The sequence below is a fragment of the Noviherbaspirillum massiliense JC206 genome (assembly GCF_000312045.1).
In the GTDB taxonomy this organism is placed as follows: domain Bacteria; phylum Pseudomonadota; class Gammaproteobacteria; order Burkholderiales; family Burkholderiaceae_D; genus Noviherbaspirillum; species Noviherbaspirillum massiliense.
This window is the reverse complement of record NZ_HE978635.1, coordinates 233501-252164: the sequence shown is the minus strand read 5'-3', so window position 1 is coordinate 252164 and position 18664 is coordinate 233501. Positions and strand designations below refer to the sequence as shown.

Here is an 18664-nt window from a genome sequence, read left to right as displayed (position 1 = left end):
ACGCGTTTAACCGGGGGATGGCTGCGGCCGGCATTGCAATGTGCATGCCAGTCTTGCCGCTGCTCGCATTTTCATGCCATCCCGGCCTGGCCCTCGTTCAATCAGTTGTAATGCTTATAGACGGTATAGCGGCCATCCGCGCGTACCAGGAAAACATCGTAAGCGTCCTTCCGGGCGCCTTCCATTCCGGGCGAACCCATTGGCATGGACGGGACTGCCAAGCCTTTCGCCTTGGGCTTTTCTGCCAGCAGGCGTTTGATTTCCGCTGCCGGCACATGCCCTTCTATCGCATAGTTTTGAACCATCGCGGTGTGGCAAGAACCAAGTTCATTCGGCAGGCCGGCCTTTTCCCGGTAGTCCGAGGGATTCGCAACGTCATGTGCATTGACGGTGAAACCCGCTTCGCGCAGATGCTTTACCCAGCCTTCACAGCAGCCGCAGGAGGCACTCTTGTAGACCTCAATGACGGGATTCGCAGCACTCGCCACAACGCTCAAGCCGATAGTGCTGGCAACGATGGCCTGCAAAAAGATGCGCCGTTTCATGTCGTTTCCTTCTTTACGTTGATTCTGGGAGCCATTCCTTGTTTGGAGTGGACAGGGCCAGACAGCCATGACTGGATCTGGCAGGCGCTCCCGATGCGAGGGATGGCGCCTTGCAGAGTAGCAATTGCATTTCGCCTATCAAGCCGGCCTGCAAGTATGCCTGCGGAGCGGTGAACCGCCCCGCCGGCTTGCCCTCATGCCGGAACTTTCACCGTTGCTGGATAGCCCGTCGTGGCGATGGCGGACACGATTGCCTCGACATTCGCTTGCGAGTCGACGCGAACCGACTTGTTCGCCAGGTCCACGTCCACCTTGGCGGCATTGTCGATGGCTTGCACGGCTTTGGTGACACGGCCGGCACAGCCTCCGCACTTCATCCGTTCTACCTGAAGAACATACATTGCGGTACCTCCGATGATTGATGTACTTTCACTGTAGACCTTCCATTGGTGGGAAGGTCAAGGACTTTTCCGATCACGGGTAGCATTGCGTGGACTAGAGCAGTTCGGAAGCAGCGCGCAGCCGGTCCGCCGTGGAGGACATCGGATCATGTCCATCGCGCATGGTTGCTGCGCTCGCCCTCTCCGCGCCTGGAGAACCGAAAGGACTGCATGCATCAGGGTGAGAACCAGGAGCGTCCTGGAAGTGCTCGTCATGCTTTCTCCACGGTCGATTTGTCTTGCACCGCTCAGGCCTGCTGCATGCGTTCGTAAAAGACATGCATGACAATTTCTTCATGCGCAGTTCATGATTTGATGAAAAACACAGGGCAGAAAATAGCGCCCTCTTCGCGCTCTTTTTTGCCGGCATGACGTCACCCGGAACGCAGTTCAATACGCCTTGGGGAAGTAGGGTGCGGCATGCACGCCATGCATTTCCGGTGCGCATGGCGCACCCTACTTTCTTTCCCTTTCAGACTTGTGGAATCCACATTCGGGGAATCGGCCCATCCGCTAGGGAACGTAGGGTGCGCCGCGCGCACCATGCCATCCCGGCGTGCGTGGCGCGCCCTACATTCTGTATGCGTGCTCGGAAGGCAAGCATGACCATTTCTTCTTGTGGAGGTCACGAGCTAGTCACACCTCTAGCGCAAGCGCCGGCATGATTCCATGCTGGCGCGTGAACCGCTTACTGCCGCTTCTCAAGCCGGGTGACCATCAACTGCCCGTTCGGGTTCTCTGCAACGAAGTTAATCTTGTCGCCCACCTTCACCTGATCCAGCATGGCCGGGTCTTTCACGCGGAAGACCATGGTCATCGCATCCATGCCCAGGTTCTTCAGCGGGCCATGCTTGATGGTGAGTTTGCCGGCACTCTTGTCGACCTTCTTCACTTCACCCGTGGACATCGCATCGACCGAGGCGGAGCTGGCCTGGGCGGACTGGGCAAAACTGGTCGACACAGCCGTCAGGAGTACGGCGGCGGCAAATGCGGCTTTTACAATAATTTTCATCGATGTGTTTCCTTTCCTTGGAACAGCGATAACAGGGTTGATATCAGGTGCCTGGCGGAGCACTGCTCGTCAGCACGGCTGCGGCTGCCAGGACAAGCAGTAAGGCAATCGACTCCACGCGCAGGACTGCAATCACGGTGCGTAGTCCTTGCTGACCGTCTGCGGACTGCAAGACCGCCGGCAGACCGACGAACTTGTTGAAGCCACCCAGGGCGATGGCAGCAATGACGAGGCAAAGCTTCAGCAGAAGAACGTTACCGTATGGCGTCCGGACAAAATCTGCTGGACTTCCGAGCACTCGGAATGCGTTGTAAGCGCCTGTCGCAAGGATGACGACCAGCGCGCCGGCAGCCCAGTCGGACATCGACGTCAGAAACGCCGTGCGTTCAGTCGTGGGTTGCGCTTCCGCGCGTAACACGCCGGGCAGCGCCAGCCAGCCTGCGACAAACACGATACCCGCCCAAAGCGACATGGAAACGATGTGCAGCCATTCCACGACGACGGCCAGACTGAAGGGGCCGTGTTCGTAGGCATGGCCAATGGCCACCCTTGCCACGCCCAGCAATGCAAACAGGCTGCTCAAAATAATCAGACACCATCGTTCGCTGCAGGCCCTGCACAGGACCAGCTGTGCAGCGATCGCGAGCGCGAGAATCCCCAGCGCAGCGATGCCCGCATGACCATAGTGGGTAGAGACGAGCATGTCGCGGAATGCAGGCCAAGCGTCGAGCCATGGGACATCCCCCATCAGCGCAGACTCGGTCCACAGTGACAGCACAATCGCCGCCATGCAGGCCGCCAGTCCGATGGTCGTCGCTCGCGACAGTCGTTGGGCGACGGCTGATTGCCACCGTGCTGTGCGCTTTATCAGCCAGAAGCGGCAAGCCAGCACGCCGGCTATCCACGCCAGGCTGATATTGACGAGCGCCGTCGAGGCCGCTTGGGGGAAGGTCGATTCCATTCCTTACTTCACGGAGAAGGCGTACTCACCCTTGCGGCGGTGGCCGTCGTGTCCGACCACCACGAACTGGACCGTGTACTTGCCCGGCGCCAGTGGCGGCAGCGCCAGCTTCATGACCGACGGATCGGTCGAGTCGAGCGTCGCCTTCCCGGTGGTCACGGGCTTGCCATTGCCATCCACCACCCTGGCGGTGCTGAAGGCAGCTTCCAGCTTCTCATTGAAGCGGAGCGTCACTTCCTTCGGCGCGGCGACCTCCGCATCTTTTGCGGGCTCGGCGCTTTGCAGGCTCGCGTGTGCCCATGCTGCAGTGGTGCCCGCTGCGGCAGCCGCAGCGAACAGCATGGATAGGGCAAATTTGCGTGACGCTTTCATGTGGGTTCCTGTCAGAGGCATTAGTGATTGTGACCCTGCGGCTTGCGGACCTTGAGTTCAAGGCCGGGTTTGCCGCTGTCGACGGCGGGAGCCTTCGGAGCGGCCGGTACCTCGCCTGTCCATTCGTAGGCAACGGTCCCTTTCGGATGCTGATACCAGCCCGGATCGCGGTAGTCGTTGCGCGGCAGGCCATCACGCACCTTGACGACCATGACCATGCCACCCATTTCTATGTTTCCGAACGGCCCTTGCCCATCCATCATCGGCAAGGTGTTGTCCGGAATCGGCATTTGCATGCTGCCCATGTCGCCCATGCCCTTGTCGCCCATCGCCATGTATTCCGGTACCAGCTTGTTGATCTTCTTGACGATGTCATCCTGCTTCACGCCTATCATGGTGGGGACGGCATGTCCCATGGGCCCCATGGTGTGATGCGACTTGTGGCAGTGGAATGCCCAGTCGCCGGCGACATCGGCGATGAACTCGACGTTGCGCATCTGGCCCACACCGATGTCCACCACCGTTTCGGGCCAGCGCGCGCTCTTCGGCACCCAGCCGCCATCGGTACCCGTGACCTCCATCGAGAAGCCGTGCAGGTGCATCGGGTGGTTCGTCATCGTCAGATTGCCGATGCGCATGCGCACGCGGTCGCCAGTGGCGGCAACGATAGGCGCGATGCCGGGGAAGGTGCGGGTATTCACTGCCCAGATGTTGAACTCGGTCATGGTGTTGACCCGCGGGGTGTAGGTGCCCGGGTCGATGTCGTAGGAACTGAGCAGCATCACGTAATCGCGGTCGACCGAATGATCGGCCTGATTGCGCGGATGCGTGACCCAGAACCCCATCATGCCCATTGCCATTTGCGTCATCTCGTCCGCGTGCGGGTGATACATGAAGGTACCGGCGCGCTGCGCGACAAATTCATAGACAAAGGTTTTGCCCGGCGGGATGGCGGGCTGCGTCAGTCCGGTGACGCCATCCATGCCGCTCGGCAGGCGCTGGCCGTGCCAGTGCACGCTGGTGGCTTCCGGCAAGCGGTTCGTCACGAAAATCCGCACGCGGTCGCCTTCGACGACTTCGATGGTCGGCCCCGGCGACTGGCCGTTGTAGCCCCACAGGTTGGCTTTCATGCCGGGGGCGATTTCGCGCACGACTGGCTCGGCCACCAGGTGGAATTCCTTGACGCCATTGTTCATGCGCCAGGGCAGCGACCAGCCGTTGAGCGTGATGACCGGTCGATACGGGCGGCCATTGGGTGGCGGAGGTGGCGCCTTGGTGGCCGGGCCATCCATGGTGGCCGCTTCCGGCAGCGACGCAGCGCCGACACGGCTCACAAGACCGGCGCCGACGGCGAGCACGCCAGCATTCTTGAAGAAATCTCTGCGAGATACCATGATGCAAATCCTTTCAGCTTATTCTTTGGCGGCACCGCCGGATGCGGATGCCCGGAGCGGGGTGGGGCTGCCGCCGCTGCCATTGATGGCGGCTTGCAGGTCGGTCTCGGCAATCCAGAAGTCGCGTTGCGCTTCGATGGCCGCGTTCACGCTGCTGACCTGGTCGCGCGCATCGGCGAGCAATTCGAACACGCTGGCGAGCATGCCGTTGTAGCGCAGCAGGACCTCGTCGGAAATCTTCTTGCGCAGCGGTACGACTTCATCGCGGTAGTGCCGGGCCACGTCATAGGAAGTCCGGTAGGCCGAATACGCTTCGCGCACTTCGGACCGGGCACGTACCGCGATATCCGCCGTGCGGTGCACGGCCTGCATGTAGAGCGCCTCGGCCTTTGCCGTGCGCGCGCCGCCCCAGTCGAACAGCGGAAGCTCGAGCGAAATTTCGTAGCCGTTCTGCCGCGGCTGGCCAGTCTGGCTCTTGTTCTGGTAGCCGGCTTCGAGCACGTTGACGAAGCGGGTAGCCTTGCTCAGTCCCAGGGAACTGGCCGTCGCCTCCGCGTCCCGCCTGGCCATCAGCACATCGAGGCGCTGCTCCATGGCCTTCTGTTCGGCGTAGCCCAGCTCATTCGGCGCCTGTGGCAAATCAGGAAGACGTTCCGGCAACTTGTATTCGACCTGCTCGCCCCATACGCCGAGCAGGCGCGTCAGCTGTTCGCGCGCGGCCACGGCGTTGTGGCGAGCACGGGCCAGTTGCGCCGTCGCGTCGGCATAGAAGGCTTGTTCGCGGGCCTGGTCCAGCTTGCTCCAGTTGCCCACCCGGGCCAGCCGGCGCGCCAGTTCGGCGCTGGCTTCGGCGGCGTCCTTGACCTGCTCCATGTATTGCGCCGTCTGTGCGGCGGCGACCGCGTTGAAATAGGCGCGGCGGGTGTCGGCAGCGAGCTGCACGGCTTGCGCCGCGGCGGCGAGTTTGGCCTGCTCGAAGCGGCGCTGCTCGATGCCGCTGCGCCAGGGGACGGTCAGGAGGTTCACCAGGTCGAACATCACGCTGCGGTCGATTTCGATTTCGCCCCCGCCCTGCAGGCGGCCAAAGGAGAAACCGGGGTTGCGCATTCTGCCGGCCTGCACCAGCTCAGCCTCGGCAATGCCCAGTTCAGCGAACGCGGATTGCAATCCCCGGTTGTTCAACAGCGCGATTTGCACGGCTGAATCCGGTGTGAGCGGCTTCGTGAGCAACTGCCTTGCCTGGGACCGGGCAGTGGCATCCGCATCGGTGGCGGGCTTCTGCACGCCTTGCCCGGTTCTTTCCCTGGTCAGCGCCGACACGGTGTCGAAGCCGCCGTCCCTGGAAAATGTTGCACATCCCGCCAGGGTAAGTGTGGCCAGCGCGACGGCAACTGCCATTGCGGAGCGTGAACACTTTTTAATTGTCATCGCAGTCTCGCTTAGTGATGATGGTGGCCGTGGCCGGCCGGTTCCCGTTCCACTGCCGGAGCCGCGCCAGCCTGGACGGGTGCAGGGGACATCATGTGATGCGCATGGCTTGGCATGGCGTTCATGGAGCCCTCCATACCTGCCCCATGCCCGGCATGTCCGGCGGAGTCTCCTTGTTGGCTGCCCTGCTGCCCGTCTTGCGGAACCAGCGCGGCATTGGCGGCGCGCCATCCCTGGTCCGGCGGAGCGCCCTCGTCATCGGCGGCAAGGTAAGCCTTGAACGCAGACTCGTACTGGAATTGCGTTGCGGGAGAATTCGGATCGGCGGGATTCCAGCCGGCTTGTTTTTCTTGTGCGATCGCGGCAAGCGGCAGTATGGCAGCCGCCGTCATGGCAAGTAATTTCTGTATTGACATCGTATTCCTCGAATTCTGATGCGAGCGCAGGGATGCGCGCGATGGACCAAAGCGCTCAAGACGCAGGCAGATCCTGGCGTTTGCGCTTAGCTGTGATCAGGCGGAACGACGCCGTGGAGGGCGGTCAATGCCCGGCGGAACAAAACCGAGGACAAGAACAGGAGATGCGACGATGACGGATTGCGAGGGGGGAATTGCAGGATTCCAGACTGCAAAGGGAGGCGGAGCAACCGCGCCGAAGCAGCATGCAGCACAGGCGCTGCACGACGAGTGCTTGTGGTCTTGGTGCTCGTAAGAAGTTCTATCGGACCCGTGGTGGCCGTCCATGGCAGCAGTTCCGTGCGCATCATGTCCACCCTGAGCCAATGACCGGGTATGGTCGGAATGGTCATGCTCCGCGATGGAAGCCAAGGCATCGTGATGAGCCGTCCCGCATGACGCAGTGGCAACAGCAGCCATGCCCTGGATGGGCAGGGCAAGGATCAGCAGCCAAAAAATTAACGTCTTGAGAATGCGACTCATGATTTTTAGTCTAGCACACGGCCATGCTTGCAGACGGGACACTTATGAAGTGTAAAGCCTCCCACAACGGGAAGGTCAAGCAAAACCTGGCGGCACTTGTGAAACAGAATCGGAAACAGTCGTTCGAGTCGAAACTCTTTCGCTGGTTCTGCCGGCTCCAGCCGGAGTAAAAAGCGCGAATCCGGACTTCAGGGGCAGCGGCGCGGGCCGGCAGAAGCTTTCACGCAGCCTGCTCCAGCTTGCCCCGGGCTTCAGGCGGAACCTCGGCACCCGCCGGCAGGAACTGGCCGTAACCGCGTGCATGACCAAAGTCCGGCGCAAACCGGCCGTCGCGGAAAGCGACCCGGCCGCTGATCAGCACGGCGTCGACCGCACCATCGCTGCGGTTGACCATGCGCATGAGGCCATCCAGCTCTTCCATCGGCGCTTCGTGATACGCCTCCAGGCGCGCATCCAGGGCCTCGGGATTTACCACCACCACGTCGGCGCGATCCCCCAGGCGCAAATGGCCGGCATCCACACCAAACCAGTCGGCCAGCTCTCCCGTCACGCGCCAGACCGCCTTTTCGATGGGCATCAGCGGCCGGCCCTCGCGCTCGGCATCGCGCACGAGCTTCAGGAAGCGCAGGGGGAAGCTGTAGTAAGCCATGTTGCGGATGTGCGCGCCGGAATCAGCGAAGCTGACGAGGATGGCCGGCTCCTGCATGATGCGCTTGACCGCTTCCGGCCGGTCGTTGGCGATCACCGTATGCCAGCGCAGTAGGCGGCCGTGCGCCACCACCAGGTCGAGGAAGGCATCGACCGGATGGATGCCGCGCGCGTCGGCCACCTGGCCGAAGGTCTGGCCGACCAGCGCGGCATCCGGGCAACCGACGATGCGCGCATCGTGGAAATCGCGGTGCCAGACGCGCGGCGACCAGCGCTTTTCATAGTCGCGGCGGAACTTGCGCCGGTAGGCTTCATCCTGGAACAGCGCGTTGCGCGCAATTTCCTCGGTCAGGTGCAGCGCCATCTGGCCGGCGCCGAATTCCTCGAAAATCACGAGGTCGATGCCGTCGGCATACACCTCGAACGGCGTCGGCAACGCTTGCCAGCGGAAATCGGCATCGAAAACCTTGTTGGCGAAATGCGCGAGCTTGCCGACGACGCGATGCAGCCAGCGGTCGGCCTTGGGATCCATCAGGGTGATCAGCGTGGTCTTGAGCGGCTTGCGCAGGAACAGGCCACAGCTGGCAAACAGGAACAGCAGCGCATTGACCTTGGTGACGACATTCGGCGCGCCCTGGTGAATGCGGCCGCGCCGGCGCAGGATGCGGTTCAAGCGCCGGTATTCCTTCCAGCTCGCATACGTGGAAGGCAGGGACCGCGAGCGGAAGCGGTCGCCATCCAGCTTGTCCCAGGGCAGGGTCATGGTGGACAGGCCCAGCAGGCCCGCATCCAGGCCTTCTTCCAGGATCGCTTCCATGCGCCGCATTTCCTCTTCCGTCGGGTGCACGTTCGGGTCGACGGCGCGTGCCAGGCCCAGCACTTTCACCCGCAGGTCGGAGTGGCCGAGGAAAGAGGTGACATTCGGCCCGAGCGGATGACGCTCGAGGAAGTCCACGTAATCGCGTGGCGTGGACCAGGTCTTGCGCTTCTGCAGCAAGGGCAGCACCTGGGCGCGCGGCACCGATTCGACGCGGGTAAACAGGTCGGAACAGTCTTCCGGCTCGGACAGGATCATGCTGATCGAGCAGGAGCCGACGGTGACGGTGGTCACCCCGTGGCGCACCGATTCCTTCAGGGCGGGCGCAACGAGCAGTTCGGCATCGTAATGCGTGTGGGTGTCGAGGAAGCCGGGCATGACCCAGCGGCCGGCAGCTTCGATGACTTCGGCGCCGCTGGTCTCCAATGGCGTTGCGCTGACGGCGGCAATGCGTCCATCCTTGATCCCGATATCGCGCCGCTGGCCGGGCGCCCCGCTGCCGTCGAAAAACAGGCCATCGCGGATGATGAGGTCATAACTCATGTGGTCTGCCTTTCTCCAGGTGGGATTGCAAGAACGCTAACATAGAAAGTCTTCGCTTTCTACGTTTCCTGGCAGATATGGGAAGCACATCCACAGGCACTGCGCGGCCGGTTTACAAGGTCTTTTGTCTGAAGCCGTATTTCACGAATTCAAACCACGCCATGGCGGCAATGCCGGCGGCGACCGGCCACATGAGGTCGCGCCCCTGCACCGGCGCGAAATGGAATACGTTCTGCAGGGCAGGAATGTACAGCGCCGCCAGCAGCGCCACGGCAGTGCTTCCCAGCACCCACCATTGCGCCTGGTTCGGGATGCGCAGCAATTCCAGCACGCCATGCCGCATCGAGCGGTTGACGACGATCAGGCTGAGGTTGCCGAGCACCACGCAGGTAAAGGCAAGAGCCCGGGCTTCTGCGGCCTGCAGACCGGCACGCAAGCCAAGGAAATATATGGCGGCAACGACTGCCAGCAGCCCCAGTCCCTGCAGGACGGCGAACGCCAGATCACGTGCGCCGAACAGGCGCTCGGCTATGCTGCGCGGCGGCCGCTGCATGATGCCGCTCTCGGCATGCTCCGTCTCGAACACCACCGCGCAGGCAGGATTGATGATCATTTCCAGGAACACGATATGAATCGGCGCGAACGCCAGCGGCGCACCCAGCAGCAGAGGCAGCAGCGCCATGCCGGCGATCGGCAGGTGCACCGCGACGATATAGGTCAGCGCCTTGCGCAGGTTGTCGTAGATCCTGCGACCGAGTCCGATGGCATGCACGATCGATGCGAAGTCGTCATTCAGCAGCACCAGCGAGGAAGCTTCGCGCGCGACATCGGTGCCGCGCTCGCCCATGCTGATGCCGATATGCGCCGCCTTGAGCGCCGGTGCGTCGTTGACGCCGTCGCCGGTCATCGCCACCACCTCGCCATTCGACTTGAAGGCAGTCACCAGCCGCAGTTTCTGCTCCGGGCGGATGCGCGCGAATACCTGCACCTCGCGCACGGCTTGTGCCAGGGCAGCGGCGTCGAGTGACTCCAGTTCCGCCCCGGTCATGACGCGGTGTGACGGAATGCCGGCTTCCTTGGCAATCGCCTGGGCGGTTGCCGGATAGTCGCCGGTAATCATGACCACGCGAATGCCCGCCTGGTGGCATTCCCGCACCGCTGCCGGCACTGGCGGGCGAAGCGGGTCGGCCAGTGCAATCAGCCCGAGCCAGGTAAAGGCGAAGGCATCCGGCTGCGAAGGCCAGGGCTTGCCGGTGCACGATGCCCGGGCCACGCCGAGCACGCGCATGCCTTGCGCCGCCAGTTGCCGCACCTGCTCCAGCACTTCTTTCGTTTTCTCCGGGCCAAGCCGACACAGGCGTGCAATCGTTTCCGGCGCGCCCTTGGTCGCCACCCGGCAGCCATCCGTCCCCTCCCACACATGGGTCATTGCCAGGAAATCGCGCGTCAGCGGATATTCATGTACCAGCGACCAGCCGCGATGTGCCTTTCCGGCGTCCGGGGACAGGCTGTCCAGGCTGCGGTGGATGGCCTTTTCCATCGGATCGAAAGGCATGATCTCGCTTGCCAGCACGCTGCATTCGAGCAGCCGGCGCACCTCGTCCGGAAGCGTGTCGGGGTGCGCGCCTTCGATCGCGAATTCCCGGCCATCGATGACGGCTGCCTTGACCGACATGCGGTTCTGCGTCAGCGTCCCGGTCTTGTCCACGCACAGGACCGTGGCCGAACCCAGGGCTTCGATCACCGGCGTATGCCGGGTCAGCACCCGGCTTCGGGAAATGCGCCAGGCGCCGAGCGCCATGAAGACCGTCAGGATCACGGTGAATTCTTCCGGCAACACCGACATCGCCAGGGTGATCCCGGCCAGCAATCCGTTCATCCAGTCGGCGCGGGCGATGCCGTACAGGGTGAACACCAGCAGCGAGACGGCACTGCCGAGCAGGGCAAAGCGCTTGACCAGCATGCCGATCTCGCGCTGCAAGGGGCTCTTTTCCGTCGGCAGTGCCTGCAGGGATTTTCCTATCTTGCCGAGTTCGGTCTGCGCGCCGACGGCGGTCACGCGCGCCAGCCCGCCGCCCTGCACGACCATGGTGCCCGAGTACACGCGGCTGCCTGCGTCGCCCGAATCTGTCTGTTCCGGGCCGGGCGCCTTGTCCGGCGCCTGCTTGGCCACCGCCACCGATTCCCCGGTCAGTAGCGATTCATCCACCAGCAAGTCGTGGGCTTCGATCAGGGCCGCGTCGGCCGCCACCCGGTCGCCTTCCTCGATCACCAGCAGGTCGCCCCTGACGACTTCGCGGCCCGGAACACGTTCCTGCTCGCCATCGCGGATCACCAGCGCACGCGGGCTCGACAGGTCGCGCAGCGTTTCCAGCACGCGTTCGGTCCTGCGTTCCTGGACGATGGTGATTCCCATCGTGATGAATACGAAGCCGAGCAGCATCAGGGCATCGCCGGCATCCCCCAGCAACAGGTAAATCAGTCCGGCGCCGAGCAGCAGCAGGAACATCGGCTCGCACAGCACTTCCAGCACGATGTGGAGTGCGTCGCGTTTCCTTTTGGCTGGAAGCTCGTTGTAGCCTTCCTGCTTCAGGCGCCGCGCGGCTTCCTCGGCAGAACAGCCGCGCGGCGCCTGGCCGGCCTGTTTCATGATGCTCTTCGCCCCGCCGCTATCAGGCTACCCGCCCACAGGCAGCCAGGTCGAGCCTCAGCAGCATGGTCCCGGACTCGGGATCCGGCCGGACCTGGAAACCGAGCCCGCGCACCATGTTGAGCAGCGCCTTGTTGTCGCCCAGCGCTTCGCCGACCATTTCCTTCGTGCCGCGGGCGCAGCAATAATCGATCAGCTTTTTCATCAGCATCTTGCCCAGTCCCTTCCCCTTGAGGTCGGAACGGACGATGACGGCGAATTCTGCGTTGACATTATCCGGGTCGGCGATGGCGCGCGCCACGCCGATGGTCTCGGTGCCGCCGCCTTCGCGCTGGCGGGTGGCGACGAAGGCCATCTCGCGGTCGTAGTCGATCTGGGTCAGGCGCGCGAGCTGCGAAGGCTGCAATTCGCGGATGCCGATGAAGGCGCGGTAATGCACGTCTTCCAGCGTGAGCGCATGGAAGAATTCCAGGTGGGACGCGCCATCTTCCGGCCGGATCGGCCGCAGCAGCAGCGGCTTGTCCTGCCAGGTCACAAGTTCTTCCCATTCCTCCGGATAGGGCCGGATCGCAAAACGGTCGGCGCCGGTGGTGGCGGAAGCCGGCGCTGCCACCCGGATGCGCGCGTCGAGCGCGATCACGCCGCGGCTGTCGGCCAGCAGGGGATTGATGTCGAGCTCGGCGATTTCGGCAATGTCGGTGATCAGGTGCGATATCTGGATCAGGGTGCGGCAGATGCCATCGAGATCGGCCGGCGGCTGGTTGCGGTAGCCGGCGAGCAGCTTTGCCACGCGGGTGCGCGACACCAGGTCGTGCGCCAGCACCATATTCAGTGGCGGCAGGGCAATCGCATGATCGGCCATCACTTCCACCGCGACCCCGCCCTGGCCGAACAGGATCACCGGGCCGAACACGGGGTCGGTGGTGATGCCGATGATCAGTTCATGCGCCTGCGGCCGGCGCGCCATCGCCTGCACGGTGAAGCCGGTGAGACGGGCGCCGGGCTGCAGCCGGGCGAGCTGCCGGTGCATGCGAGTGCCGGCAGCGCGCACCGCTTCCTCGGATTCAAGGTCGAGCACCACGCCGCCGACATCCGATTTGTGCGTGATGTCCGGCGACAGGATCTTGAGTGCGACCGGAAAGCCGATATGGCGCGCGCATTGCACCGTCGCCTCGATGTCGTGCGCAATGCGGGTTTCCACCACCGGAACACCGTAGGCCGACAGGATCGCCTTGGCTTCCGGCTCGGACAGCATGGTGCGGCCTTCCTCCAGCGCGGCGCGCACCGTCGTCCGCGCCTTGCCGCGGTCGGGGACAAAATCGGCCGGTGCGGAAGGCGGCACCTGCATCAGCAGATTCTGGTTGCGCCGGTACTGCACCACCTGCATGAAGCCGCCGACCGCGTCTTCCGGGGTGTCGTACGCCGGGATGCCGGCGGCGGCAAAACATTGACGCGCCGGCACCACCGCATCGCCGCCCAGCCAGCAGGTGATGATGCTGCGCGAGGTATTGCGCGCGAGCGGCACGATCGCTTCGGCGATCACGGTACTCGACACGATTGCGGTGGGCGCATGGATGCACAGGATGGCATCGGCTTGCGGATCCTTGAGCAGGATTTCCAGCGCCTGCACATAGCGCTCGGCCGCCGCGTCGCCGATGATGTCGACCGGGTTGGCGCGCGACCAGATGGCGGGCAGAACTTCATCGAGTTTGTCCAGCGTTTCCTCCGACAGCTTCGCCAGGTGCCCGGTGCTGCCGATCAGGTCATCGGTCGCCATTACACCGGGCCCGCCGCCATTGGTCATGATGACCAGGCGGTCACCCGACGGAAGGCGCGAGCGCGCCAGAGTTTCCACCGCATCGAACAATTCCTCGGTCGAAAAGACCCGCAGCATGCCGGCGCGCCGGATTGCGGCATCGTACACATCGTCGGCCCCGGCCAGTGCGCCGGTGTGCGATGCCGCTGCCTTCGCGCCTTCGGGCGCACGCCCGGCCTTGACCACGATGACCGGCTTGCTGCGCGCTGCGGCACGTGCAGCCGACATGAACTTGCGCGCCTGGCGGATATCTTCGATGTACATCAGGATGGCCTGGGTCGAACCGTCGCCGGCAAGGTAATCGAGCACATCTCCGAAATCGACATCGGCGCTCTCGCCCAGGGAAATGAATTTCGAAAATCCGATGCCGCGCGACTTGGCCCAGTCGAGCACGGCCGTCATCAGTGCGCCCGATTGCGACACGAAGGCAAGCCGGCCGGGCAAGGCATCGGTATGCGCAAAGCTCGCATTCAATCCGATGCCCGGCGCCAGCAGGCCGACGCAGTTGGGGCCGAGGATGCGCAACAGGTGCGGCTTCGCTTCATTCAGCATCGCCTGCTTCAGCGTGATGCCCTGCTCGTCCCGGGTCGCCCCCAGGCCGGCGGTGATCACGACGGCCGCTTTCGTGCCGCGTGCGCCGAGTTCACGGATCAATCCGGGCACGGTCGAGGGTGGCGTGCAGATCACGGCAAGGTCCGGGGCCTGCGGCAAGTCGGCGACGCGCGCATATACCTTGTGGCTGCCGATCTGCCCGTACTTGGGATTGACCGGGAATACCGCGTCCTTGAAATTTCCTTCCGTCATATTGCGCAGCACCGTCGCACCCACGCTGTGCGGCCTTTGCGAGGCGCCGATGATGGCAACGGATGCGGGTTCGAACAGGGATTTCAGATTTCTCGTGCTCATGGGTGCGTGTATCCGTGAAAAAGTTGCGGATGAGTCGCCTCGTGCAGCATGCCTCTGACTTCGCCACATCATAGGTCATTGTGAAGGTCAATTCATGAATGAGCGGCAGAAATCTGACCGGTTCACCGGCTTGATACGGAACAAAGCACAGCAAGTTAAGGCACATACTTTCCTAGGGAACATGGACTGGAAAAAATCAGGGAAGTAAGCTTGCAGGAGGTGAAACCGGGTATCCGGACTCCGATGTCGGCGCGGCCCCGCCGCTCCGTCCGCAAGCGTTCAACAGGAAGCGTTTTCCATGTCATACAAGACCATCGTGGTACACATCGACAAGTCCAGGCAGGCTACGCAGCGCGTCGAAACGGCGGCGATGATTGCGCTGCACGAAAATGCGCATCTGATGGGCACGGCCACGACCGGGGTGTCCAAGTATTTTTACCAGACCATGGCGCTGGCGCCGGGCGACCCCGCCATCGCGCCGCATCTCGACATGCTGCAGCAGCGGGCAAAGGAAAGCCTTGTGAATTTCAAAGACATCGTGCAGCGCATCGGCGTCCCATCCTGGGAAGCGCGGCTGGTCGACGACGAACCGGCGAGCGGCCTCAGCCTGCAGGCGCGCTACGCCGACCTGACGGTGCTGGGGCAGTACGACCCGGAAGAAGCCTCGGCGGTGATGGATTCCGACCTTCCCGAATTTGTGGCGATGAACAGCGGCTGCCCGGTGCTCGTGTATCCCTACGTGGGCGCATCGACACCGGTTGGCGAGAGGGTGCTGCTGGCCTGGAATGCAAGCGCGCAGGCAATGCGCGCGGTACGTGGCGCGCTGCCGCTGCTGCGGCAGGCAAAGAGCGTGGAAGTGGCGCTGTTCATGTCCAACGCGAATCCGGATGCATATGGAGACACGCCGGGCGACGACATTGCCCTTTATCTCGCCCGCCACGGCATCAAGGCGAACGTGCAGCGGCAGATCATCCCCCGTGAGAAGCCGGACGACATCGGCGGCGACCTGCTGTCTCTGGCGGCCGACCTGAATTCCGACCTGCTGGTAATGGGCTGCTACGGCCATTCCCGCTTCCGCGAAATCCTGCTGGGCGGGGCCACCCGCACCGTGCTGTCTTCGATGACCATTCCGGCCCTGATGGCCCATTGAAAGGCAAGCAGTCGTCGTGGTTTCTGGAGTTTCATGTCATTGAATGGAGGCAGGTTTGAAGATCTTGTTTGCAGTTGACGGTTCCGCCTATACATCCAAGGCAGCGGAATTCCTGGTCAAGCATTTCGAGTGGTTCAAGGGCCCGGTGGAACTGCACCTGCTCCATGTCCGCTTGCCCATTCCGAAAGGACTGGCCCTGTCGCAGGCACAGGCGATCCTGGGGCAGGATGCGGTCGAGGCGTATTACAAGGAAGAAGCGGATGCCGCGATGGCGCCGGCGGAAAAAGTTCTACGCGCGAATAACATTCCCTTCCAGCAGATCTACAAGGTCGGCGAGGTCGCGAAAGAAATCTGTGCCTATGCGACGCAGAACCAGATGGACTTGATGGTGATGGGGTCGCACGGGCATGGCGCGCTCGCCAACGTGGTGATGGGCTCGGTTGCCACCAAGGTGCTCGCCACCACGAAAGACATTCCGGTACTGGTCGTGCGCTGACGAATCAGCGCTGCGCGGCCCTGTTCCCGGCCTGCATGCGCCCGACATGCTCGAATCGATGCACCAAGGAGAATCGGCATGGCCTACAAGACGATACTCGTGCACGTGGATGAATCGACCCATGCGCCGGGCCGCATCGAGGTTGCGGCCCGGCTGGCGCTGGAAAACGAGGCGCATCTGATTGGGGCGGCGACGAGCGGCATGTCGCGCACCCTGTACCGGGCCGCGGCGTTCAGCGTCGAAAATCCCGACATCGAATCCTGGGTGCAAATGCTGCATGACCAGGCGGAAGCCGCGCTGGATCGATTCGAGTCCATCGCCCGCCAGGCCGGCCTCGCTTCCTTCGAGCGCCGGCTGGTGGACGATGAGGCGGTCAGCGGCATCAGCCTGCAGGCGCGCTACGCCGACCTCGTGGTCCTCGGGCAGGAAGATCCGGACGAGATCGCCTATTCCACCAATCCCGGATTTCCGGGGCAGGTGATCATGGCTGCCGGCTGCCCGGCACTGGTCATTCCCTACGCAGGCAGTTTTCCTGTCATCGGCCACAAGATTCTGCTCGCGTGGAATGCAAGCATGGAGGCACGCCGCACCGTTCATTACGCCTTGCCGCTGCTGGCACGGGCGCAATCCGTGAATGTCGCGGTGTTCAATCCCTCCCCCGGCCGTAACGACCATGGCGAACAGCCGGGCGCCGACCTCGCGCTCTATCTCGCTCGTCACAACATCAAGGTCAATGTCGTGCAGCGCACGACCGACATCAATGTCGGCGCAGCGCTGCTGGCGCTGGCGGACGATTTTGACGCCGACCTGATCGCCATGGGCTGTTATGGCCATCCGCGCGTGCGCGAAGTGCTGCTGGGCGGCGCGACGCGCACCATCCTGCAATCGATGTCGCTGCCGGTTTTCATGGCGCACTGAAAAAGGCCGGGCCTCCCGCGGCGGCATCACTGCCCGGCAGCCTTGCTCCGGTCCACGCTGTACGTCCTGGTGAGATATTCGGTGATCAAGGGAATATCGTCATCCGGGATTGGTGCGTTGAATACCGTCTTCATCCGCTTGACCTGCGTTTCCCAGTAATTGCGCGTGGTGCTGGTCGGCTGGTATTCCGCATAATGCGCCGAGTGGCAGATCGTGCATTCCTGCACCACCTTCTGGTATCCCGGCAGCGAGGATGGGCGCCACTGCACCTGCTCCTGCGGCAGCACGATCTCCTTCGCCCCGGCCGGGATGGCAAAGGCCAGCACGGCGGAGAGAAGGATGGCGTTTGCTCGATAGGCCGTTTTCATGCACGCCTCTCACACCACGTTGACTTTGACCGATTCGACCACGTTGCGCATGTAGCCCGCGGGCTGCCACAGCGGCGTCAGCGGCTGCGATTCGCCGGTACGGTTGAAGGCGCGCGCGCGCAGGTCGAGCATGCCTTTTTTCTTCGGGATGACGGCGATCGACCATTCGCGGAATGAATGGCGCCCCATGTCCTTGCCTAGCTGGGCTTCGCGCCAGGTCTTGCCGCCGTCTTCGGAAAAGATGACTTCGCGGATGCCCTGGCCGGAATCGAAGGCGATGCCGCGCACGACGGTTTCGCGCAGGGCGCGGATGGTGGCGCCGGGCGCCGGGCTGGTGATGAAGGAACGGACAGTGAAGCGGCCGATCGGCACCGTCTTCGCCGGCGTGGTTCCGGGGTCGACGCAATGGCAGGCGTTGTCGGGAATGCGGTAGGCCGATTTCATCCAGTAGCCTTCGTACACGCCGTCCAGCACGCGGATATCGGTGAGGTGCTTGACCCAGTACGTGCCGTAATAGCCGGGCACCACCAGGCGCACCGGATAACCATTGAGCATCGGCAGGTCGGCATCGTTCATGCGATAGGCGATCATCACTTCGCCATCCATTGCATGATCGATGTCGAGGGCTTTCACGAAGTCCGACGGGCTGTCGAGCACCGGCCGGTCCAGGCCGTCGAAGGCCACCTGGCGCGCCCCGGCCGGGATACCCGCCATGCTGAGGACATCGCGCAATGCCACGCCGGTCCATTTCGCATTGCCCATGGCTCCGTTGGCGAGTTGCCCGCCGTTGACGCGCGGATTGAAGAAGCCGCGGCTGTTGCCGGAGCACTGGTTCACCGCCAGATACTCGAGCGGCTTGAATTGCGTCTGCAAATCCTGCAGCGACAATTCCAGCGGCCTGTCGACCAGGCCGCCGATGCGGATGCGATAGGTCTGGGGATCGACGGATAGCGGAATCGAGGCCAGGTGATAGCGCACGAAAAACGCATCATTGGGCGTGATGACGCCTTCGTTGAAGACGGCAAACGGAGTTTCGAGCTGGGGAGGGCGGGCAGTAAGTACGATCAGGGGCCGCTTTTCCGGATACGCGACGAGTTCGCGTTCGCCGTTTTCGATCGGCAGCACGATCTTCTGGGCAGCGCCGGCCACGCCCGGCATCAGACTGCTGCCCGCCGCATACAACCCTGCCTTCAGGATGGCGCGCCGCGACGGATTGAAACCCTGACTCATGCCTGCTGCTCCTCCTTTCGCGAAGATGGCAA

At 63.1% G+C, this 18664-nt stretch carries 16 protein-coding genes; 3 read left to right on the top strand and 13 right to left on the bottom strand.

The genetic code is table 11. The features are described 5' to 3' along the window. Nucleotides 1-101 precede the first annotated feature (101 nt). The 11 genes from HGHM_RS16675 to HGHM_RS16620 form a co-directional block, all read right to left on the bottom strand. Nucleotides 102-545 (bottom strand): DUF411 domain-containing protein, encoded by a 444-nt coding sequence (locus HGHM_RS16675; protein ID WP_019142699.1) that lies wholly within the window; start codon nucleotides 543-545, stop codon nucleotides 102-104. Between the two features lie 194 nt (nucleotides 546-739). Next, nucleotides 740-946: a heavy-metal-associated domain-containing protein gene (locus tag HGHM_RS16670; RefSeq protein ID WP_019142698.1), complete on the bottom strand. Its 207-nt coding sequence runs from the start codon at nucleotides 944-946 to the stop codon at nucleotides 740-742. A gap of 727 nt (nucleotides 947-1673) precedes the next feature. Further along, nucleotides 1674-1997 carry a copper-binding protein gene (locus HGHM_RS16665; RefSeq protein WP_019142697.1) on the bottom strand — a complete coding sequence of 108 codons (324 nt, stop codon included), beginning with the start codon at nucleotides 1995-1997 and terminating at the stop codon, nucleotides 1674-1676. 43 nt (nucleotides 1998-2040) lie between these two features. Next, nucleotides 2041-2958: a copper resistance D family protein gene (locus tag HGHM_RS21690; RefSeq protein WP_019142696.1), complete on the bottom strand. Its 918-nt coding sequence runs from the start codon at nucleotides 2956-2958 to the stop codon at nucleotides 2041-2043. Between the two features lie 3 nt (nucleotides 2959-2961). Continuing rightward, entirely contained in the window at nucleotides 2962-3330 is a 369-nt protein-coding gene (gene copC, locus HGHM_RS16655; protein ID WP_026076124.1) for a copper homeostasis periplasmic binding protein CopC, read from the bottom strand. A gap of 20 nt (nucleotides 3331-3350) precedes the next feature. Beyond that, nucleotides 3351-4724 (bottom strand): multicopper oxidase family protein, encoded by a 1374-nt coding sequence (locus tag HGHM_RS16650; RefSeq protein WP_019142694.1) that lies wholly within the window; start codon nucleotides 4722-4724, stop codon nucleotides 3351-3353. 18 nt (nucleotides 4725-4742) lie between these two features. Further along, nucleotides 4743-6152, bottom strand: coding sequence for a TolC family protein (locus HGHM_RS21685; protein WP_148415720.1), 1410 nt, complete (start codon nucleotides 6150-6152; stop codon nucleotides 4743-4745). Nucleotides 6153-6163: 11 nt separating this feature from the next. Continuing rightward, nucleotides 6164-6568, bottom strand: a complete 405-nt coding sequence (locus HGHM_RS16640) for a hypothetical protein (RefSeq protein ID WP_148415718.1) — start codon at nucleotides 6566-6568, stop codon at nucleotides 6164-6166. Nucleotides 6569-7310: 742 nt separating this feature from the next. Beyond that, nucleotides 7311-9098 (bottom strand): N-acyl-D-amino-acid deacylase family protein, encoded by a 1788-nt coding sequence (locus HGHM_RS21680; RefSeq protein ID WP_019142690.1) that lies wholly within the window; start codon nucleotides 9096-9098, stop codon nucleotides 7311-7313. A 112-nt stretch (nucleotides 9099-9210) separates the two neighbouring features. Continuing rightward, nucleotides 9211-11751, bottom strand: a complete 2541-nt coding sequence (locus HGHM_RS16625; protein ID WP_026076123.1) for an HAD-IC family P-type ATPase — start codon at nucleotides 11749-11751, stop codon at nucleotides 9211-9213. Between the two features lie 19 nt (nucleotides 11752-11770). Beyond that, nucleotides 11771-14470, bottom strand: coding sequence for a bifunctional acetate--CoA ligase family protein/GNAT family N-acetyltransferase (locus HGHM_RS16620; protein ID WP_019142688.1), 2700 nt, complete (start codon nucleotides 14468-14470; stop codon nucleotides 11771-11773). Nucleotides 14471-14768: 298 nt separating this feature from the next. Between HGHM_RS16620 and HGHM_RS16615 the strand changes: the two genes are divergently transcribed. From HGHM_RS16615 to HGHM_RS16605, 3 genes are all read left to right on the top strand, one after another. Further along, nucleotides 14769-15620: a universal stress protein gene (locus HGHM_RS16615; protein WP_019142687.1), complete on the top strand. Its 852-nt coding sequence runs from the start codon at nucleotides 14769-14771 to the stop codon at nucleotides 15618-15620. A 55-nt stretch (nucleotides 15621-15675) separates the two neighbouring features. Then, entirely contained in the window at nucleotides 15676-16116 is a 441-nt protein-coding gene (locus HGHM_RS16610; RefSeq protein WP_026076121.1) for a universal stress protein, read from the top strand. A 78-nt stretch (nucleotides 16117-16194) separates the two neighbouring features. Next, nucleotides 16195-17034: a universal stress protein gene (locus HGHM_RS16605; protein WP_019142685.1), complete on the top strand. Its 840-nt coding sequence runs from the start codon at nucleotides 16195-16197 to the stop codon at nucleotides 17032-17034. Between the two features lie 26 nt (nucleotides 17035-17060). Here HGHM_RS16605 and sorB read toward each other — a convergent pair whose 3' ends face one another. Further along, the gene (sorB, locus tag HGHM_RS16600) at nucleotides 17061-17402 is read right to left on the bottom strand and encodes a SorB family sulfite dehydrogenase c-type cytochrome subunit (protein ID WP_019142684.1); all 342 of its coding nucleotides are present in this window, start codon (nucleotides 17400-17402) and stop codon (nucleotides 17061-17063) included. Nucleotides 17403-17411: 9 nt separating this feature from the next. Beyond that, entirely contained in the window at nucleotides 17412-18632 is a 1221-nt protein-coding gene (gene sorA, locus HGHM_RS16595) for a SorA family sulfite dehydrogenase catalytic subunit (protein WP_019142683.1), read from the bottom strand. Between the last annotated feature and the right edge of the window lie 32 nt (nucleotides 18633-18664).